The sequence below is a fragment of the Hyphomonas adhaerens MHS-3 genome (assembly GCF_000685235.1).
Classification (GTDB): domain Bacteria; phylum Pseudomonadota; class Alphaproteobacteria; order Caulobacterales; family Hyphomonadaceae; genus Hyphomonas; species Hyphomonas adhaerens.
Genome location: NZ_ARYH01000001.1, coordinates 106,780 through 124,003, shown reverse-complemented (window position 1 = coordinate 124,003; position 17,224 = coordinate 106,780). Strand labels below are relative to the sequence as shown.

Sequence of the window (17,224 nt, the reverse complement as noted above, 5' to 3'; positions counted from 1 at the left end):
AAAGGCAGGGCCGCTGGCGCTTCAGGCGGGCAGGGGCTGGGAGAGGCGCGACGCATCGGCAAGGACTGATGCCCACGCAGCCTCCATCAACGGCGACCAGTCACTGCCCGCCACTTCTTTCGTCACATCCCGGATGATGTCGAAGAACACCTCGAACATGCCGGCCGGTACGTCATACGTGTCGTGATTGACGCGTTCCGACCGGATCACCGTCTCCGCCATCGTGCCGGGCCCTTCGGCGAGGTCCATCAGGCACTCGAACGCCTGAGACAGCATCGAGCCGCGCACCCCGCCATCCGTATCCATCAGGAACAGGTCTTCCAGCTCCGGATAGGCCGCGAAGAGCCGTGCATAGACGAGGCCCGTCACGTCCCCGGCCCGCTCAGAGAGCAGGGTGAGGCTGTCTGTGAGGAGATCAGTCTGTGCCATTCTTCCGCTCCTCCAGCAGTGCTTCGGCCCGGGCGAGGCTTTGTGAAGCGATCTCATGGTAGTAGGGAGCCCTTTCAGCTGTCCACTCTTCCAGTGCTAGCATGTACGCTTCTTTGGCCTGTTCTAGGGCGTCTTCATCGCCGCGCGCGCCGAGGGTCCAGAGCGCATTGCCGAGATTGTTCTGGGTCGCGGCCCAGTCCAGCGGGACGCGCTCGCGTGTGTGCTCCTTGAAGGCGTCGCGAAAGGCAGTGATGGCCTCACCGAGGGCGTCGTCATCGCCGCGCTCGCCGAGAGTCGTGAGCGCATTGCCGAGATTGTTCTGGGTCGTGGCCCAGTCCAGCGGGACGCGCTCGCGTGTGCCCTCCTTGAGGGCTTCGCGATAGGCAGCGATGGCGTCACGAAGGGCGTCGTCATCGCCGCGCGCGTCAAGGGCTTGGAGCGCATTGCCGAGATTGTTCTGGGTCGCGGCCCAGTCCAGCGGGACGCGCTCGCGTGTGCGTTCCTTGAGAGCTTCGCGATAGGCGACGATGGCGTCATGGAGGGCGACGTCATCGCCGCGCTTGCCGAAAGCCAGGAGCGCATTGCCGAGATTGTTCTGGGTCGCGGCCCAGTCCAGCGGGACGCGCTCGCGTGTGCGTTCCTTGAGAGCTTCGCGATAGGCGACGATGGCGTCATGGAGGGCGACGTCATCGCCGCGCTTGCCGAAAGCCAGGAGCGCATTGCCGAGATTGTTCTGGGTCGCGGCCCAGTCCAGCGGGACGCGCTCGCGTGTGCGTTCCTTGAGAGCTTCGCGATAGGCGACGATGGCGTCATGGAGGGCGACGTCATCGCCGCGCTTGCCGAAAGCCAGGAGCGCATTGCCGAGATTGTTCTGGGTCGCGGCCCAGTCCAGCGGGACGCGCTCGCGTGTGCGTTCCTTGAGAGCTTCGCGATAGGCGGCGATGGCGTCACGAAGGGCGTCGTCGTCGCCGCGCTTGCCGAGGGTAAAGAGCGCGGCGCCGAGATTGTTTTGAGTCATGGCCCAGTCCAGTGGGACGCGCTCGCGTGTGCGCTCCTTGAGGGCGTCACGAAAGGCAGTGATGGCCTCACCGAGGGCGTCGTCATCGCCGCGCTCGCCGAGGGTCCATAGCGCACTGCCGAGATTGTTCTGGGTCGTGGCCCAGTCCAGCGGGACGCGCTCGCGTGTGCGCTCCTTTAGTGCTTCGCGATAGGCGGCAACCGATTGCAGGAGAAGCTGCGGTTCCGGATCGAACTGGCCACGTTCGCAAAGCACGCGGCCCTGATTGTGTTTCAGGCGCGCCCAGTCCAGCGGATCGAGACTTTGAACCCTGCTGGCGGCTTTCGCATAATGTTCCGCGGCTTCGACATATTTGCCGGATGAGCGGGCAAGGTCCCCCCGCTGTTCCCGGCTTCGCGCGGCGCGGGTGAGCCGCATTTCGCCTGCCTCCACATCGCGCTGTTCTGCCTCTGCCAGCAAGGCATCTGCCGTCTCGAAATCCGCCGCGTCAATCGCGTCGCCCGCACGCCGCAGGAGATTGGCGATCTCGGGTTCGTCATTGGTCAGCGTTTTTAGGCGCGCTTCCAGTTCAGCGAGCCGTTCCGCACTTTCCCGGAGCTTTGTCTCCCACATCTCCTCCGGAACATTTTCGTGTCCGAAGCTGGCGAGGATCGCGCGGGTCTGATTAGGGGTGAGGCCGCTGTCCTGACCGATTTTGGCCAGCTCTTGGCGGATCAGGCTGCGGGTGGCTTCACCGTCTTCCCGCACAGTTTCTCGAATGACGGCTCCTTCAGCCCGTGTCGCGCGCTGGGCCTCAATGCCGTCTTGCAGTATCTTGCCCTGTGCGGCGACAGCGTCATCTTCAGACTGGACCCGGGGTTGTGTCAGGGTTGAGAAGAGAGTTAGCCCGAAACTGACAATGCCGATTCCGGTTGAGACGCCTATACTGATGCCCGCGTCTTCACTGGCCATGTAGGTCAGCACACCGGCTGCTACGGTTACCAGACCGCTGAGCGTCACTGCGGAAACGGTCTTCATTCCGGACGTCCCTCCATCCGGGGAGAGAATGCGAGGGTGCCAGCCTTATGGCAACCCTCGCTTGAATGCGGCCTACTCCTCCGCCGCATCCTTTTTCTTCGCCGGATCATATTTCGCGAACCAGCCCATGATGTTGTCGGTCTTGGCGATCAGGCGGGAGGGGCGCGAGGCGATATAGTGCGGCGAGCCCGGCACGCGGACATAGACCGTGTCCACACCATTCATTTTCAGCGCAGTGTAGAACTGTTCGGCTTCCCAGGCCGGCGTGCGGTAGTCTTCCTCACCGACCATGATCATGGTCGGTGTTGTCACCTTGTCGACATAGCGGATCGGCGAGAATTTCAGGAAGGCTTCCGGATCAGACCATGGGTCGGCGCGGATCCAGTGGCGGCGCACGAACTGGGAGATGTCGCCGGCCAATGCCATCGTCATCCAGTTGATCACCGGCTTGATGGAGGCGGCCGCGGCGAAGCGGTCGGTCTTGGTCACGGTCCAGGCTGTCAGGATGCCGCCGCCGGACCCGCCGGTGATGAACAGGCGATCCTCATCGACATAATCCTTCGCGACCAGGTCATCGACGACGCTCATCAGGTCGTCATAGTCATTGCCGGGATAGGCGAGGTCGATCAGCTGGGCGAACTCTTCCCCATAGCCGGTCGAGCCGCGCGGATTGCTCCACACGGTGACATAGCCTTCGGCGGCATAGCGCTGGATCTCGCTGCCGAAGAAGGGCGAGTACATCGCATATGGCCCGCCATGGATTTCCAGGATCATCGGGAAGCTGCCATCGGGTTTGAAGTCCGGCGGCAGGGCGACCCAGGCCTCGATCTCGCGGCCATCGGCGCTGGAGGCGACGTGGAGTTCCTCCACGGTTGCCATATCGAGGAAGGGGAGGACATCGGCGTTGAGTTCGGTCAGCACCTTGTTGTCCTTGCCATTGGCACCGATCGTGGCGACCTCGGCCGGGCGGTCGGAGAAACCGGCCGTGTAGGCGATCACCGGCCGGCGGCCTTCGCTGACGGAGAAGCTGCCATCGGCATAGGGGCGCCCAATGGACGCGCCGCCGACATTGGTGACGACTTCGCTGACCTTGCCGTTGAGGTCGACATTATAGACGCTCAGCACGCCATGGTCTTCGCACAGGGCCAGCAGGCTCTTGCCGTTCGGGGCCCAGGCGATGCTGCCGAATTCCAGCGGGAAGTCCGCGGCGAGTTCCCGCACATTTCCGCCATCGGCATCCATCAGGTAGAGATTGGCCTGCTCATAGGCCTTCAGGTGATCGTCATAGCCGCGGAAGGCGATGGTCTTGCCGTCCGGCGAGACGACCGGGCCGATGTCCGGCCCATCGCGGCTGGTCAGGGGGCTGATCGAATTGTCGGCGAGTTCAACCGTATAGATTTCGCTCTCGACCGGGTCCATGTCCCGGTCTTCGGCCAGATTGCCGGTGACCAGCAGCGTGTCATTGTCGAGCCATTGCGGCCCGCCGAGATCGGCCTCTTCAAAGGTCACCTGGCGCGGGGTGCCGCCATCGACGGTCAGCACGAACACCTGCTCGGCCCCATCCTTGAGATAGCCAGCACCGTCGAACCGGAAGGTGAGGTCGTTGATCACCTTCACGCCCTCATTCCACTTGGCGCCTTCGGGCGGGGAGAGGGGCTTGGCGAAGCTCGGTGTCTCGCCCTTCACGAACATGGAGAAGGCGACCTGTTTGCCGTCCGGCGACCAGACGGCCTGGCTCGGGCCCTCCTCGGTGAACTGGGCCAGCGAGAAGCTGCGGCCGCTGTCGAGATAGAGAAGGCGCATCTCCGGGCCTTCGCCGTTCGACGACATATAGATGATGCGCGAACCATCCGGCGACCAGCGCGGGCGGGCGGCGGCGACATCGGTCACCAGGGGACGGTGCGCGCCGCTCTCAAGGTCGATGGACCAGAGGTGCCCCGTGTCGCGGTCGGTCATCTTGTCCATGGAATGGCGCACATAGACCACGGTCTTTCCATCCGGGGAGACCTGCGGGTCGGTTGCGTATTCCATGTCGAAGACGCGCTCGGCGGTGAAGCGTTTCGATGGGGCGTCGTCATCCTTCGCCAAAGCCGGCGTTGCACTCAGCAATGCGGCCACCGCGGCCATCGCAAGCAGTTTCTGTCTCATTGAGAAACCCTCCCATTTTTAAACAAGAAAGGTCATGGCTAGCATGTGGCTGATGCGGAGAACAGCATTTGATGGTCCGTTATCGTCCGGCCTGGTCCGGTATGCGCATGGCATGGACTCACTCTGGCTCTTGCGTCCGGGGCGGCCTCTGCGCATATAGCCCCCGGGAGGCAGGTGGCGGACGGGCCGCTCGCCAACCGGGTCAGGCCGGGAACGGAGCAGCCCCAACGAGTTTTCCGCCCGGGTCGCTCGCCTGTCTCCTTCTTCCTTCTCCATATCCAATAAATGAACATGGCTTTCCGACCCGCCTGCCGCGGGGCAGGGCGACTCATCCGGCTCGCCTCATCAGGGAATCGGCGTGTTCAGGAATCGTTTTCTGCGTGTGTTCGCCAGCAGGCACCTACTAGGGATAGTGAGCAGGCCGGTTTTCCCGCTTTTCCGCTGAACAGGGCATGCCCGATTTTTCGGCGGCCACCCGGTCCGACGGTCTGCTTTCACCTGTGATTTCCACAGGCCAGAAGGCCCGTGGCACTTGAGTTTTCAGGCTTCCGGTTAGACTTTGTTAACCAGATTTCCACGGCGAATGTGAAGGTTTGCGGACAAACCACGTTGACCGAGTGTTAACCTTCGGACACTATATGTAGTGTCAGGAACGACGGAGAGCGCCACATGTTGGCGCTTGGGGCTGAAGTTCCTATATTTTCAATAGATCCGGAGGGCTGCCGCATGTCTGCAACCAACGCCAACGCTGTGACTGAAAACGCGACCCGCAAGGGAAAGCCGAAGTCGGGTGCAGATGCGCAGTTGCGGGTGGTCTCGACGATTGAGGTCGTCACCGATTCCAGCCGCGATGCCAACATCACCGAATTCGGCAAGAAAACGCTGGAAGACCGCTATCTGCTGCCAGGCGAGTCCTATCAGGACATGTTCGCACGGGTCTCCAAAGCCTTCGCCGACGATCAGGCCCACGCCCAGCGCCTTTATGACTATATGTCGAAACTCTGGTTCATGCCGGCGACGCCTGTTCTGTCGAATGGTGGCGCGGACCGTGGCCTGCCGATCTCCTGCTTCCTCAACCAGGTTGGCGACTCGCTCGACGACATCGTCGGCACCTGGACAGAGAATGTCTGGCTCGCGTCCAATGGCGGCGGCATCGGCACCTATTGGGGCAATGTCCGCTCCATCGGTGAGAAAGTCGGCCAGAACGGACAGACCTCCGGCATCATCCCGTTCATCCGCGTGATGGACTCGCTGACGCTGGCGATCTCGCAGGGTTCCCTGCGCCGCGGCTCGGCTGCCTGCTATCTCGACATCCACCACCCGGAAATCGAAGAGTTCCTGGAAATCCGCAAGGCGTCGGGCGACTTCAACCGCAAGTCCCTGAACCTGCACCACGGTCTCAACATCACCGACGCCTTCATGGAAGCCGTCCGCAATGATGAAGAGTTCGGCCTGATCTCGCCGAAGACCAACGAAGTTCTGAAGAAGGTCAATGCCCGCAAGCTGTGGCAGAAGATCCTCGAGCTGCGCATGCAGACCGGCGAGCCCTACCTGCTGTTCACCGACACGGTGAACAATTCCATGCCGGCGCACCAGCGCAAGCTGGGCCTCAAGGTCACGCAGTCGAACCTCTGCTCGGAAATCACCCTGCCGACCGGTGTCGATCACCGCGGGGAAGACCGGACGGCCGTTTGCTGCCTCTCTTCGGTGAATGCCGAGAAGTATCTGGAATGGTCCAAGGACGAGAACTTCCTGGAAGACATTTTCCGCTTCCTCGACAATGTTCTGGAAGACTTCATCGAGCGCGCGCCGTCCGAAATGGAGCGTGCGGTCTATTCCGCCAAGCGCGAACGGTCCGTTGGCCTCGGCGTGATGGGCTTCCACTCCTTCCTTCAGAAAATGAATGTCTCCATGGAAAGCGCCATGGCGAAGGTCTGGAACGAGAAGATCTTCAAGGACGTGCGCAAGGGCGCCGATGCGGCATCGGTGAAGCTCGCGAAAGAGCGCGGGCCCTGCGAAGACGCACGCGACGCCGGCATGATGGCGCGTTTCAGCCACAAGATGGCCGTTGCGCCGACCGCGTCGATCTCGATCATCTGTGGCGGCACCTCGGCCGGCATCGAGCCGATCCCGGCCAACGTCTACACCCACAAGACCCTGTCGGGCTCCTTCACGGTGAAGAACCCGCAGCTTGAAACCCTGCTGGAAAGCAAGGGCCTGAATACGCCGGAAACCTGGGCATCGATCCTGGAACATGAAGGCTCGGTCCAGCATCTGGAAGCCCTCGACGAGCATGAGCGCGACGTGTTCAAGACGGCCTTCGAACTTGACCAGCGCTGGATTGTGGAACTGGCGGCCGACCGTACGCCCTACATCTGCCAGTCGCAGTCGCTGAACCTGTTCCTGCCGGGTGACATCGCCAAATGGGACCTGCACATGCTGCATTGGACGGCCTGGGAGAAGGGGCTCAAGTCACTCTATTACTGCCGCTCGAAGTCGGTCCAGCGGGCCGCCTTCGCGGGCTCCGAAAAGGCGGAAGCCGGGCAGATGGAGACACCGAACACCGATTATGACGAGTGTCTCGCCTGCCAGTAGGCGTCATCTGGAAGTTGTATATTGATCGCGTGCGGCGGGAACCGGGATAAGGTTCTCGCCGTTTGCGTGTGTCAAAAGCGGGCGGACATGCACGATTTCGCGTCAGGATGGCGCATTACATTTCGTTCACGCGTTTGGATTGCGTGCGCTTATTCTAAATTTTTCAATAGGTTAATTCTGGAATTTGACCATTTGGCGCAAGATTTGCGCGAAAATACCTCAAAAAAACCGGAGTCTGGAACAGACTCTACAGAAAAGCGTTGGAGTAATCGGAATTAATCTTTTTTGAGTGGAAAGTGGTTTGAGGCGCCCGTGTCCTTCATGCTACATTAAATGAACGATGGCCTAATTCCCGTTAACGGTTTTATCCGGGGGAAGCAGCCATGAGAGGTGTGGGTCGAATGGTAATGGCAATTTCCAGTGCAGTATTGACGATGGCCTGCCAGGGATGCGTGGCCGTCTCTCCGCACGATCAGGTGCGGATCGAACCGGCTGTGCCGCCCACGGTCGGCATGATGATGGCCGCACCCGACACCCAATCAGATGCGTCGCCGATTGCGACCGACCGCGCCGCGATTTCCGTTCATGTCGTCGATGGTCTGCCGAGCCGGTTCACCGGCACGCCGCTTGGCCTTGGCAGCGAGATCGCGACCGTTGCATTTGCCGGCACGCCTGCTGACTTTTCGTCAGGCTCGCTTGCCGCACCGTCGCTGGACAAACCTGAACTGGGCTGGTCCGGTTCCGGCGCCCTGACGGCCGTGACCGCTGAACGGTCTGCGGCGAAGGCGCTGAATCCGGCCCTGGCCAAGGTCGAGAAAGATATCGCTGCTGAAGTCGCGTTCTCGGCTCCGAAAGAGATGACCGGTCTCAAGTTCGATGTCGGGGTCGCCCCGCGTATCGCGGTGCGCGAAGATGGCGAGGTTCTGACCCAGCGCTTCGGTGGTGAGGTCCGTATCGGTCAGGACTTCGATCTACTGGATTCGAATGGCCAGCCTCAGGGCTGGTACCTGTTCGCCGGTGCCGATGGCGAGGCCCTGGTCTGGGATGCAGACCGGAACGGGTTTACTCCGCAATTGAACAATATGTCCCTGACGGATCAGGTGACCGTCGGTGACCTTCAGGCGGGGGTCTCGATCCAGCGCGGCGGCGGCCAGCTATCGCTGTCCTATATCCGCCGCGAAGTGAAGTATCGCGACCGGAATGGTGGCTTCAGCGAGAATGAAGATTTCGCAGGAGTTAGTTTCACGATGCGCCGTTAGGTGCTATCGCTCGGGGCATGAAACTGACCCGATTTGGAACATGGACTGGGACAGGGGCCGCGCGGATAGCAGCGGCCCTTTTCATTGGCGCGGCTTGCGGGCTGGCCCCTCCGGCGTCTGCGGACGATCAGGCGCCAACCGGTCCGGTCGCGCCGAGAAAACCCGGTGTCTGGTCGCTCACGTCGGAAAACGACATGTTTGGCTCCGGCACAGACCGGAACTATTCCAATGGCGTGCGTCTCGAACATGTGTCAGCCGCCGACAAGGTGCATCCCGGCCTGAAATGGGTCGCGGCCCGTCTGCCCTGGCTTGAGGTGGAACGGACCGATTTGCGGCAGGGTTTCGGCTTGTCGCACGCCATCTTCACGCCGGAAGACATTACCCTGACAAATCCGAATCCGCAGGACCGGCCCTATGCCGGCTGGCTCTCCTTTTCCTCGACAGTCATTGCCACCGACATCGAGAAGGGCGTGCAGGATACGCTGCAGGTCAATCTCGGCATTGTCGGCCCGTCCGCGGGAGGGGAGTTCGTCCAGAACAACTGGCACAAGATGCTGGGTATTCCGGGGGCTCAGGGCTGGGACCACCAGTTGAAAGATGAACCAGGTGTGGAGATCATCGCCCAGCGTCTGCAACGGCTGAACAAGGTCGACCTGCTGCTTGGGCTGGAGGCGGATTTTGGCGGCCATGCCGGTTTCGCCCTCGGCAACGTCCGCACCTATGCCAACACAGGCCTGACGGCGCGGATCGGATGGGATCTCGATTCCGGTTTCGGCCCGCCGCGTATCCGCCCGGCACTGGCCGGAGCAGGGGAGTTCATTCCCGGTACCAATGAAAATCCGTGGGGCGGATATGCCTTTGTCGGTGTCGATGGGCGCGCCGTCGCGCGGGACATGTTCCTGGATGGCAATCTGTGGCGCGACTCGGCGCGGATTGAAGACCGCCGCGCGCTGGTGGGCGACCTACAGGCGGGCGTTGTGGTTCACTATCGTGATGTGCAGGTCGCCTTCACCTGGGTGAACCGGACGGAACAGTTCGCTTATCAGGATGGCCCCCAGCGATTCGGGGCGGTTTCGATTTCGGTCGCCCACTAGGGCCGCGCGGCACCAGGGATTGCGTTGGTTTCCGGCACAGGGCAGACCGGCGCATTTATACATACCGATAGTATGGAGATGCGTCATTTGGCGCGATGGGTGCCAGTAAATACTAGGCATTCATTGGGGTATACTATACATACCGGTTCTATGACTGCGGGGCCGGATCGCTGAGATTCCTTGCCTGTCCAACAGGCCCGGCGCAGACTGCAGGGATAAAATCCGGGAGGAACCCCATGAGACATGCCGCGCTCGCACTTGCTGCGCTGATCAGCCTTGCCGCCTGTTCCGAACAGGCAGCGGAAACCCCGAAAGCCGATGCAGCCCCGCCTGCCGGTGTCGCCACCGACGCCACCAAAGCAGCGAATACGGCGTTGGCAGAGCGCCTCCCGCTGGACCAGCCCGGTGACTTCGAAGATGCCGATCACGGCCTGCTCGCCCAGATTCAGGAAGACATTGTCGACGAGACCGGCAAGGTCGTCTGGGCCGTTCATGCGCAGGATTTCATCACAGGCGCGGCACCGGCCACGGTGAACCCGTCGCTGTGGCGCCAGCAGCAGCTGCTCGCAAAGCATGGCCTGTTCGAGGTCAAGGACGGGCTCTACCAGGTGCGTGGCTACGACTTGGCGGTCATGTCCGTCATCCGGGGGGAGACCGGCTGGATCATCGTCGACCCGCTGACCAGCAAGGAAACCGCAGCGGCCGCCCTCAAGCTGGTCAATGACACGCTGGGCGAGCGCCCGGTCAGCGGCGTCATCTACACCCATTCCCATGCCGACCATTTCGCCGGTGCCCGGGGCGTCATTTCAGAAGATGACATCGCCAATGGCGTGCCGGTGCTCGCCCCGATCGGATTCACCGAAAACGCCATCGCGGAAAACCTGCTTGCCGGCAACTACATGTCGCGCCGGGCGATCCTCATGTTCGGTGGCACACTCCCGAACGATGCCGCCGGGCAGGTTGGCACCGGTCTGGGGCCGGCCCTGTCGCGGGGTACAGCCGGTTTCATTCCGCCGACGGAAGAGATTTCCGGCCGCGGCACGCAGCGCACGATCGATGGCGTCAAATTCGAATTCATCGATGCGGCCGGCACAGAAGCGCCCGCAGAATTCATGTTCTACCTGCCGGACTTCCGCGCCCTCTGCACGGCTGAGGTCGCCACGGCGACGTTCCACAACGGCCTCACCCTGCGCGGTGCGAAGGTGCGGGACTTCCTCGAATGGAGCCGCGTGCTGGATTATGTGCTGGTCAATTATGCGGACAAGTCCGACCTGTCCTTCGCCTCGCACCACTGGCCGACCTTCGGCACGGAGAATGTGCAGGACTATCTGCGCGGACAGCGCGACGTCTACCGCTATACCCACGACCAGACGGTACGCCGGGCGAACCAAGGGCAGACCCAGTTTGAAGTCGCGGAGGACATTCCGGAACCGGACGTTCAGGAAACCCATTTCGATACGCGCGGCTATTACGGCACGCTGAACCACAACGCCAAGGCGGTCTACCAGTACTATTTCGGCTGGTGGGATGGCGTGCCTGCCACCTACAATGCCTGGCCGATGGGAGAGCGTTCGAAGCGCATGGTGGCACTGGCCGGCGGGGAAGACGCGGCCCTGGTCGCAGGTGAGGACGCTTTCAACGAAGGCGACTATCGCTGGGCCGCAGAAGTGTTCAACGCGGTTGTTTTCACCAATCCGGAAAACAAGCTTGCCCGTGACTGGCTGGCTTCCACCTACGAACAGATGGGCTTTCAGGCCGAGTCCGGCGCCTGGCGTGACTATTACCTGACCGGCGCGGCCGAGCTGCGCCGCGGCCTGCCTCTCGATCAGGCGATCCGCCTCGGCAATCTCGACTTCCTGAAGGGCGTGCCGACGGTGGAACTGTTCAATGCGCTGGCCGTGCGCTACGCGCCTGAGAAGCTGACGCGCGATCCGTTCACGCTGAACTTCGTTTTCCCGGATACGGAAGAGACACTCATGCTGGACGTTGGCACCCGCACGGCCTTCCCGCGTCCGGGCTCTGCGTCCGGATCGCCGGCGGCAACGCTGACGATTTCCCGGGCTGCCTTCAATGACCTGATTCTCCAGACACGGAGCTTCCAGGACATTGCCAAGGCAGGGGAAGCGAAAGTGGAGGGTGACCCGAGTGCGCTGCTCGCCTGGTTCAGCGCGCTGGAAACCCCGCCCTTCTGGTTCAACGTCGTCGAACCATAAGACATACCGCCGGCCTGTAATGGGACTGATGACGTCTCATTGCGGGCCGGAACGGCTTATCCCATATTGAGGGGCCGTTCCCCGTCATTCTGGCCGGGCTCGTAAAAGGCACTGGCCGAGATGGTCTTCGACTTTTCCTTGATTTCTCCGGAACTCCTGCAGGCTTTCTTCGCCGTTGTGGCGATCGATCTTGTGCTGGCGGGCGACAATGCCGTTGTCATTGGCCTCGCGGCGGCGGGGCTGGAAAAGCAGCAACGTGCCAAGGCCATCCTGATCGGGATTATCTTCGCCACCGTCCTGCGCATCGCGTTCGCCCTCGTTGCGGCGGAACTGCTGCTGATCATCGGTCTCCTGTTTGCAGGCGGTGTGTTGCTGCTCTGGGTCGCGTGGAAGATGTGGCGGGAACTTCGGGAAGAGGCGCAACACAATGCCGAAGAGGCGCTGGCGGGCGCAGACCTGAACGCCGACGGTACAGTCGCAGGGCAGAAGTCCGGCAAGACGCTGCGTCAGGCCGTGACGCAGATCATCATCGCGGATGTGTCCATGTCGATCGACAATGTGCTCGGTGTCGCGGGCGCGGCGCGGGAACACCCGGTCGTGCTGGTCTTTGGCCTTGCGCTGTCGATCCTTCTGATGGGCATTGCATCCACCTTCATCGCCAAAGTGCTGACCCGTCATCGCTGGATCGCCTTTGCAGGCCTCGCCATCATTCTCTATGTGGCGCTGCACATGATCTGGGAAGGCGGCCACGAATTGTGTGCCGACGGCTTGCCGCTCCTCGGCCTCGACACACCATCAGCCTGCCGCTAGCCAGGCAGGTGAGGCATGGCGCGTAGAGAGAAAGCGCGCCCTGATGAGGATCGCATCCAGCGAACCGGCAGTTACTTCATCTGGCTGCGGAAGAAGTCCACGATCATCGGGGCGAACTTGTCGCCGTCAGTGCCAAGCTTCTTGTTGAGGCTTTTGTGGGAGCGCTTCTTGGCCAGCACGGCCTTGGCGTCATAGCCATGGTCACGCAGCGTCTCGGCCAGTTCCTTGGCGCGGCTCGGGGACACCGGCCGGTCCACATAAAAAAGCCGCATGGGCGGAATGCGCCGGCCGTCCATCACATGCAGGGTCGGGGAGGCGGCACGCCAGACCGATTCCTTGCCGCCAAAGGCGGGCCGGTAGAATCGCGGCAGCTCCCCCCGCTTCTTGCCCGTGCGCACCAGGTTGTAAGAGGCCCCGTCCAGCGCCACCGTGCCTTTGATCACGCCCAGGTTCAGGCCTTCGGCACGCAGGTATTGCGGGTCGATCGAGACCATCGTCACGGAATGGGCGCCGGAGGAATGCCCCATCAGGAAGATCGAATCCGGATCGCCGCCATAAGTGTCGGCGTTGCGGTAGAGGTAGGAGATGGCGCTTGCGAGGTCCTGAACCGGGGCCGGGAAGGGATGGTCGGGGGCCAGGCGGTAATTGATCGAGACGAAGATGAAGCCTTCATCGGTGAAGAAGTCTGCCTGTTTCGGCCCGATGGCGTTCTGCTTGTTGCCAAAGGTCCACGCGCCGCCATGCACCATGATGATGATCGGCGTGTCTTCCGCCTCGTCCGGGGCGTAGATGTCCATGATGAAGTTGCCATCGCTGACCGCCGGCATGTGGTTGTAGACCACATCGCGATACACCTTGGCCGAGGCTGGCCCTGATACGGCCATCCAGGCAAACAAGCACAGAAACGCGGTAAAAATGAAACGCATGACGGATACCTTCCATACAAGACGCCGGTATGGAACGCCATGTGTCAGCATTTCCGGTGAATCTTGATGCAACGTAATGTCTTTCCTTGGAGAGTACAGGCCCGGTCCGATAGGATGGAAATGTGACGGCACCGGGGCCGATGAGTCGCGATAAGGGGAAATCTGCATGCACGATGGAAGCCATGAAATCCTCATCAAGGATGCGCTGGTCTTCCTGATCGCTGCGGGCCTTGTCGTCCCGGCGCTGCGGATGCTGAAATTGCCGGCGGTTGTCGGCTTCATTCTGGCCGGCGTAGCCCTGGGGCCGTGGGGCCTTGGCTCCTTTTCTGACACCTGGGCGCCGCTTGGCATGTTTACCATTGCCGAGCCCGAAGCCGCTGCGCCGTTCGCCGAACTGGGCGTGCTGTTCCTCCTGTTCCTGCTGGGGCTGGAGCTGTCGGTGGAGCAGCTCTGGTCGCTGCGGCGGATCGTGTTCGGCGCGGGCATCGTGCAGGCCGCCGCCAGTGCGATCCTGCTGGCGGTCCTGGCGACTGTTTTCGACTTCGACCTGACCGCTGCGATCGTGGTCGGGCTGGCGCTTGCGCTGTCTTCCACCGCCGTCGTGATGCAGTTGATGACGGCCAATCACCAGGCCTCGGCACCTGTCGGGCGCACGGCGCTGGGGGTTCTGCTTTTCCAGGACATTCTGGTTGCGCCAATCCTCATCTTTGTCGGGTTTGCCTCGACGGACGCCGGGGGGAACCTTGGCACTGTCCTTCTGGAGGCCGCCGTACAGGGCGTTCTGGCGGTGGGGATCCTGCTGCTGGTGGGCCGTTTCCTTCTGCGCCGCCTGTTCCAGATGGCGGCAGATGCCGGCGGGCGGGATTTCCTGATGGCCATTACGCTGCTCACCGTGGTCGGCGCAGCGGTGCTGACGGCCAGCGCGGGCCTGTCCATCGCGCTCGGCGCGTTCCTGGCTGGCCTGATGCTGGGCGAGACGGAATTCAAGCACCAGACGGAAGTGGACCTCGACCCGTTCAAGGGCCTGCTGCTGGGCCTCTTCTTCATGACGGTTGGCCTCGGGCTGGACCTTGGCGTCATCGCGCAGCAATGGCCGCTGGTGCTGGCGGGACTGATCTCCCTGCTGGTTGTGAAATATGCCATCGCGTGGGTCGCCGTCCGCATCTTCGGGCGCAGCCGGGAACTGGCCACGGAGACCGCCGGCCTGCTGGCCCCGGCGGGGGAGTTTGCCTTTGTCGTTCTGGCCGCCGGCGTGGCGGGCGGCGTGATCAGCGGCGATCAGGCGACGCTGGTTTCGGCTGTGGCGGGCCTGTCCATGTTGTTGATCCCGGTCACCTGGCGCGGGTCGCAATCCCTCATGCGCCGGATGCAGAACAAGGGGCAGGGCCATGCCACGACCCTGCCGGCCGAGAATGCAGAGCTGGAAAACCATGTCATCATCGCCGGGTTTGGCCGGGTGGGGCAGTCGGTGGCCCGCATTCTCGACGAGGAGAACACGCGGGTCGTGGCGCTGGACAGCCGGCCGGATACGGTGGCGCGCCTGCGCAAGCAGGGCTGGAGCGTCTATTTCGGTGATGGCGCGCGCAAGGAAATCCTCGACAAGGCCGGCCTGCCGGGTGCGGCCATGGTCGTGGTGACCATCGACGATCCGCAGGCCGCCGAGCATATCGTACGCGCCGTACGCCGGGGCCGTCCCGAAATTCCGATTCTCGCCCGCGCGCAGGATGCAGACCATTCCCGCAGCCTGTTCAAGGCCGGGGCCACACATGTCGTGCCGGATGCCATCGAGGCCGGTCTGCAGATGTCGGCCCGGGCGCTGGAACAGTTTGGCTACACGCCAGATACGGTCCGTTCGCTCATCGGTGCCGAGCGCGATGCCGAATACCGCAAGGCCACGCTGGAGCAGACCTGAGTTGTTTCGCCTCTTTCATCTACACCTTCTGGTGGTGTAGAGGTATGCGTTCTCGGATAGCGGGGTAGGCGAGCCATGACTTCATTCACGCAAAAAGCCGCGCCGCCAACTCCCGGATTTTCCGACCTCTTCACGCCGAAACTCATAACGGTGCTGCGTGAAGGCTATGATCTCGGCCGGTTGCGGGCCGATGCGATTGCCGGTCTCACAGTTGCCATCGTGGCCCTGCCATTATCCATCGCCATAGCCGTGGCATCAGGGGCAAGCCCGGCACAGGGCCTGATCACGGCGATCGTCGGCGGCTTTCTCGTTTCGCTTCTGGGCGGCAGCCGGTTCCAGATCGGCGGACCGGCGGGCGCCTTCATCGTTCTGGTCAACACGACCGCGGCGACCCATGGCATGGACGGGCTGATCCTGGCGGTGCTGATGTCCGGCATCCTGCTGGCACTCGCGGGCTGGTTGCGGCTGGGCACATTCGTGAAGTTCGTGCCGTACCCCGTGACGGTGGGCTTCACGGCAGGCATCGCCATCATCATCGGCTCCAGCCAGCTGAAGGATCTGTTCGGCCTGACCCTCTCCGGGACAGAGCCGGGGCCGTTCCTCGAAAAGCTGCCCGTCCTGGCCGCCGCTGCGCCGACGGCGGACTGGCACGCCTTCGCCATCGCGGCAGGCACCATGGCCGTGATCTTCACGCTGAAACGTTACCGGCCCGGCTGGCCGGGCATCCTGCTGGCGGTGGTGCTGGCGGCGCTGGTGACGGCCCTGGCAAAGCTCGACATCGCCACCATCGGCACACGCTTCGGGGCGATGCCTGCCGGCCTGCCCATGCCGCATGTTCCGGCGCTGTCCATGGCAAAGGTCATGGACGTGCTGCCGGCGGCGATCTCGTTCACCCTGCTGGGGGCCATCGAGTCGCTGCTCTCTGCCGTGGTGGCGGACGGGATGACCGGACGGCGCCACCGCTCGAACTGCGAACTGGTGGCGCAGGGCGCGGCCAATATCGGCTCGGCCCTGTTCGGCGGCATCTGTGTGACCGGCACGATTGCGCGGACGGCCACGAATGTGCGGGCAGGGGCGCATGGGCCGGTCTCCGGCATGCTGCACTCGGTCTTCCTGCTGGGCATGATGATCATCGCCGCCCCGCTGATCGCCTACATCCCGATGGCAGCGCTGGCAGGCGTGCTGGCGGTGGTTGCCTGGAACATGTTCGAGAAGCACGCCTTCTGGCGGCTGCTGAAGGCCTCGAAAGGGGACGCCGCTGTGCTGCTCGCCACCTTCGGCCTGACCGTGTTCCGCGACCTGACCGAAGCGATCATCGTCGGCTTCGCCCTCGGCGCGGCCCTGTTCATCCAGCGCATGTCGCAGGCCGCAACGGTGGACCTCGGCGCGCCGCTCGTCCGGCCGGACGAGGCCGACAATCTGCGGGATCGCGTGCCTTATGACGAGGCCACCAACACCCGCCGCGATGTGATCGTCTATCGCATCTCCGGCGCATTCTTCTTCGGCGCAGCGGCGACCATCGGCTCCGTGCTCGACCGGATCGGCGACCAGCACCGCGCCCTGATCGTGGATTTCTCGCAGGTGCCCTTCGTCGATTCGACCGCCGCCCACACGATCGAGGGTCTGGTCGAGGCGGCGGCCCGCCACAAGATTGCTGTCTGGATCACCGGCCTGAACCCAGCGACCGAAGCGGCCCTCAAGGCCCACCATGTCGGCCCGCCGGATGTCTTCGTGGAACCGGACATCAAGACCGCCCAGGCCAAGGCGCTGGCCATGCTGGATGAGAGGTAAGCGCTCTCCGCG

Annotated in this window: 11 protein-coding genes and 1 other RNA gene; 8 read left to right on the top strand and 4 right to left on the bottom strand. The window is 62.8% G+C overall.

Annotated features, from left to right (window positions below; translation table 11 throughout):
* Nucleotides 1-21: 21 nt before the first annotated feature.
* The 3 genes from HAD_RS00540 to HAD_RS00530 all read right to left on the bottom strand — a co-directional run bounded on the left by HAD_RS00540 (nt 22) and on the right by HAD_RS00530 (nt 4,612).
* Entirely contained in the window at nt 22-429 is a 408-nt protein-coding gene (locus HAD_RS00540) for a globin (protein ID WP_035568643.1), read from the bottom strand.
* Complete coding sequence (locus HAD_RS17665) at nt 416-2,464, bottom strand: tetratricopeptide repeat protein (RefSeq protein ID WP_051595799.1); 2,049 nt, start codon at nt 2,462-2,464, stop codon at nt 416-418. Before HAD_RS17665 ends, HAD_RS00540 begins: the two co-directional genes overlap by 14 nt.
* Before the next feature lie 72 nt (nt 2,465-2,536).
* Nucleotides 2,537-4,612 carry a S9 family peptidase gene (locus HAD_RS00530; RefSeq protein WP_035568640.1) on the bottom strand — a complete coding sequence of 692 codons (2,076 nt, stop codon included), beginning with the start codon at nt 4,610-4,612 and terminating at the stop codon, nt 2,537-2,539.
* Between the two features lie 166 nt (nt 4,613-4,778).
* Here HAD_RS00530 and ffs point away from each other — a divergent pair.
* From ffs to HAD_RS00505, 6 genes are all read left to right on the top strand, one after another.
* Nucleotides 4,779-4,876: signal recognition particle sRNA small type (gene ffs / locus HAD_RS18295), an RNA gene on the top strand.
* A 462-nt stretch (nt 4,877-5,338) separates the two neighbouring features.
* Nucleotides 5,339-7,207, top strand: a complete 1,869-nt coding sequence (locus HAD_RS00525; protein ID WP_035568638.1) for a ribonucleoside-diphosphate reductase subunit alpha — start codon at nt 5,339-5,341, stop codon at nt 7,205-7,207.
* A gap of 407 nt (nt 7,208-7,614) precedes the next feature.
* Nucleotides 7,615-8,466, top strand: coding sequence for a lipid A-modifier LpxR family protein (locus HAD_RS17660; protein WP_051595798.1), 852 nt, complete (start codon nt 7,615-7,617; stop codon nt 8,464-8,466).
* Nucleotides 8,467-8,483: 17 nt separating this feature from the next.
* Nucleotides 8,484-9,560, top strand: a complete 1,077-nt coding sequence (locus HAD_RS00515; RefSeq protein WP_084331711.1) for a lipid A deacylase LpxR family protein — start codon at nt 8,484-8,486, stop codon at nt 9,558-9,560.
* Between the two features lie 236 nt (nt 9,561-9,796).
* Nucleotides 9,797-11,773: an alkyl/aryl-sulfatase gene (locus HAD_RS00510; RefSeq protein ID WP_035568636.1), complete on the top strand. Its 1,977-nt coding sequence runs from the start codon at nt 9,797-9,799 to the stop codon at nt 11,771-11,773.
* Between the two features lie 120 nt (nt 11,774-11,893).
* The gene (locus HAD_RS00505; protein WP_035568634.1) at nt 11,894-12,583 is read left to right on the top strand and encodes a TerC family protein; all 690 of its coding nucleotides are present in this window, start codon (nt 11,894-11,896) and stop codon (nt 12,581-12,583) included.
* Between the two features lie 71 nt (nt 12,584-12,654).
* On the opposite strand, the gene HAD_RS17655 is transcribed toward HAD_RS00505, so the two are convergent.
* Complete coding sequence (locus HAD_RS17655; RefSeq protein WP_162177450.1) at nt 12,655-13,509, bottom strand: alpha/beta hydrolase; 855 nt, start codon at nt 13,507-13,509, stop codon at nt 12,655-12,657.
* Between the two features lie 166 nt (nt 13,510-13,675).
* Here HAD_RS17655 and HAD_RS00495 point away from each other — a divergent pair, with 166 nt between their 5' ends.
* Entirely contained in the window at nt 13,676-15,421 is a 1,746-nt protein-coding gene (locus HAD_RS00495; protein WP_035568632.1) for a cation:proton antiporter domain-containing protein, read from the top strand.
* 75 nt (nt 15,422-15,496) lie between these two features.
* Nucleotides 15,497-17,212 (top strand): SulP family inorganic anion transporter, encoded by a 1,716-nt coding sequence (locus HAD_RS00490; protein WP_035568630.1) that lies wholly within the window; start codon nt 15,497-15,499, stop codon nt 17,210-17,212.
* Nucleotides 17,213-17,224: the final 12 nt, after the last annotated feature.

What these genes read in the sequence shown, in the direction of transcription:
- HAD_RS00540 (WP_035568643.1), bottom strand. Translation starts at nt 429, where the DNA reads ATGGCACAGACTGATCTCCTCACAGACAGCCTCACCCTGCTCTCTGAG.
- HAD_RS17665 (WP_051595799.1), bottom strand. Translation starts at nt 2,464, where the DNA reads ATGAAGACCGTTTCCGCAGTGACGCTCAGCGGTCTGGTAACCGTAGCA.
- HAD_RS00530 (WP_035568640.1), bottom strand. Translation starts at nt 4,612, where the DNA reads ATGAGACAGAAACTGCTTGCGATGGCCGCGGTGGCCGCATTGCTGAGT.
- HAD_RS00525 (WP_035568638.1), top strand. Translation starts at nt 5,339, where the DNA reads ATGTCTGCAACCAACGCCAACGCTGTGACTGAAAACGCGACCCGCAAG.
- HAD_RS17660 (WP_051595798.1), top strand. Translation starts at nt 7,615, where the DNA reads ATGGCAATTTCCAGTGCAGTATTGACGATGGCCTGCCAGGGATGCGTG.
- HAD_RS00515 (WP_084331711.1), top strand. Translation starts at nt 8,484, where the DNA reads ATGAAACTGACCCGATTTGGAACATGGACTGGGACAGGGGCCGCGCGG.
- HAD_RS00510 (WP_035568636.1), top strand. Translation starts at nt 9,797, where the DNA reads ATGAGACATGCCGCGCTCGCACTTGCTGCGCTGATCAGCCTTGCCGCC.
- HAD_RS00505 (WP_035568634.1), top strand. Translation starts at nt 11,894, where the DNA reads ATGGTCTTCGACTTTTCCTTGATTTCTCCGGAACTCCTGCAGGCTTTC.
- HAD_RS17655 (WP_162177450.1), bottom strand. Translation starts at nt 13,509, where the DNA reads ATGCGTTTCATTTTTACCGCGTTTCTGTGCTTGTTTGCCTGGATGGCC.
- HAD_RS00495 (WP_035568632.1), top strand. Translation starts at nt 13,676, where the DNA reads ATGCACGATGGAAGCCATGAAATCCTCATCAAGGATGCGCTGGTCTTC.
- HAD_RS00490 (WP_035568630.1), top strand. Translation starts at nt 15,497, where the DNA reads ATGACTTCATTCACGCAAAAAGCCGCGCCGCCAACTCCCGGATTTTCC.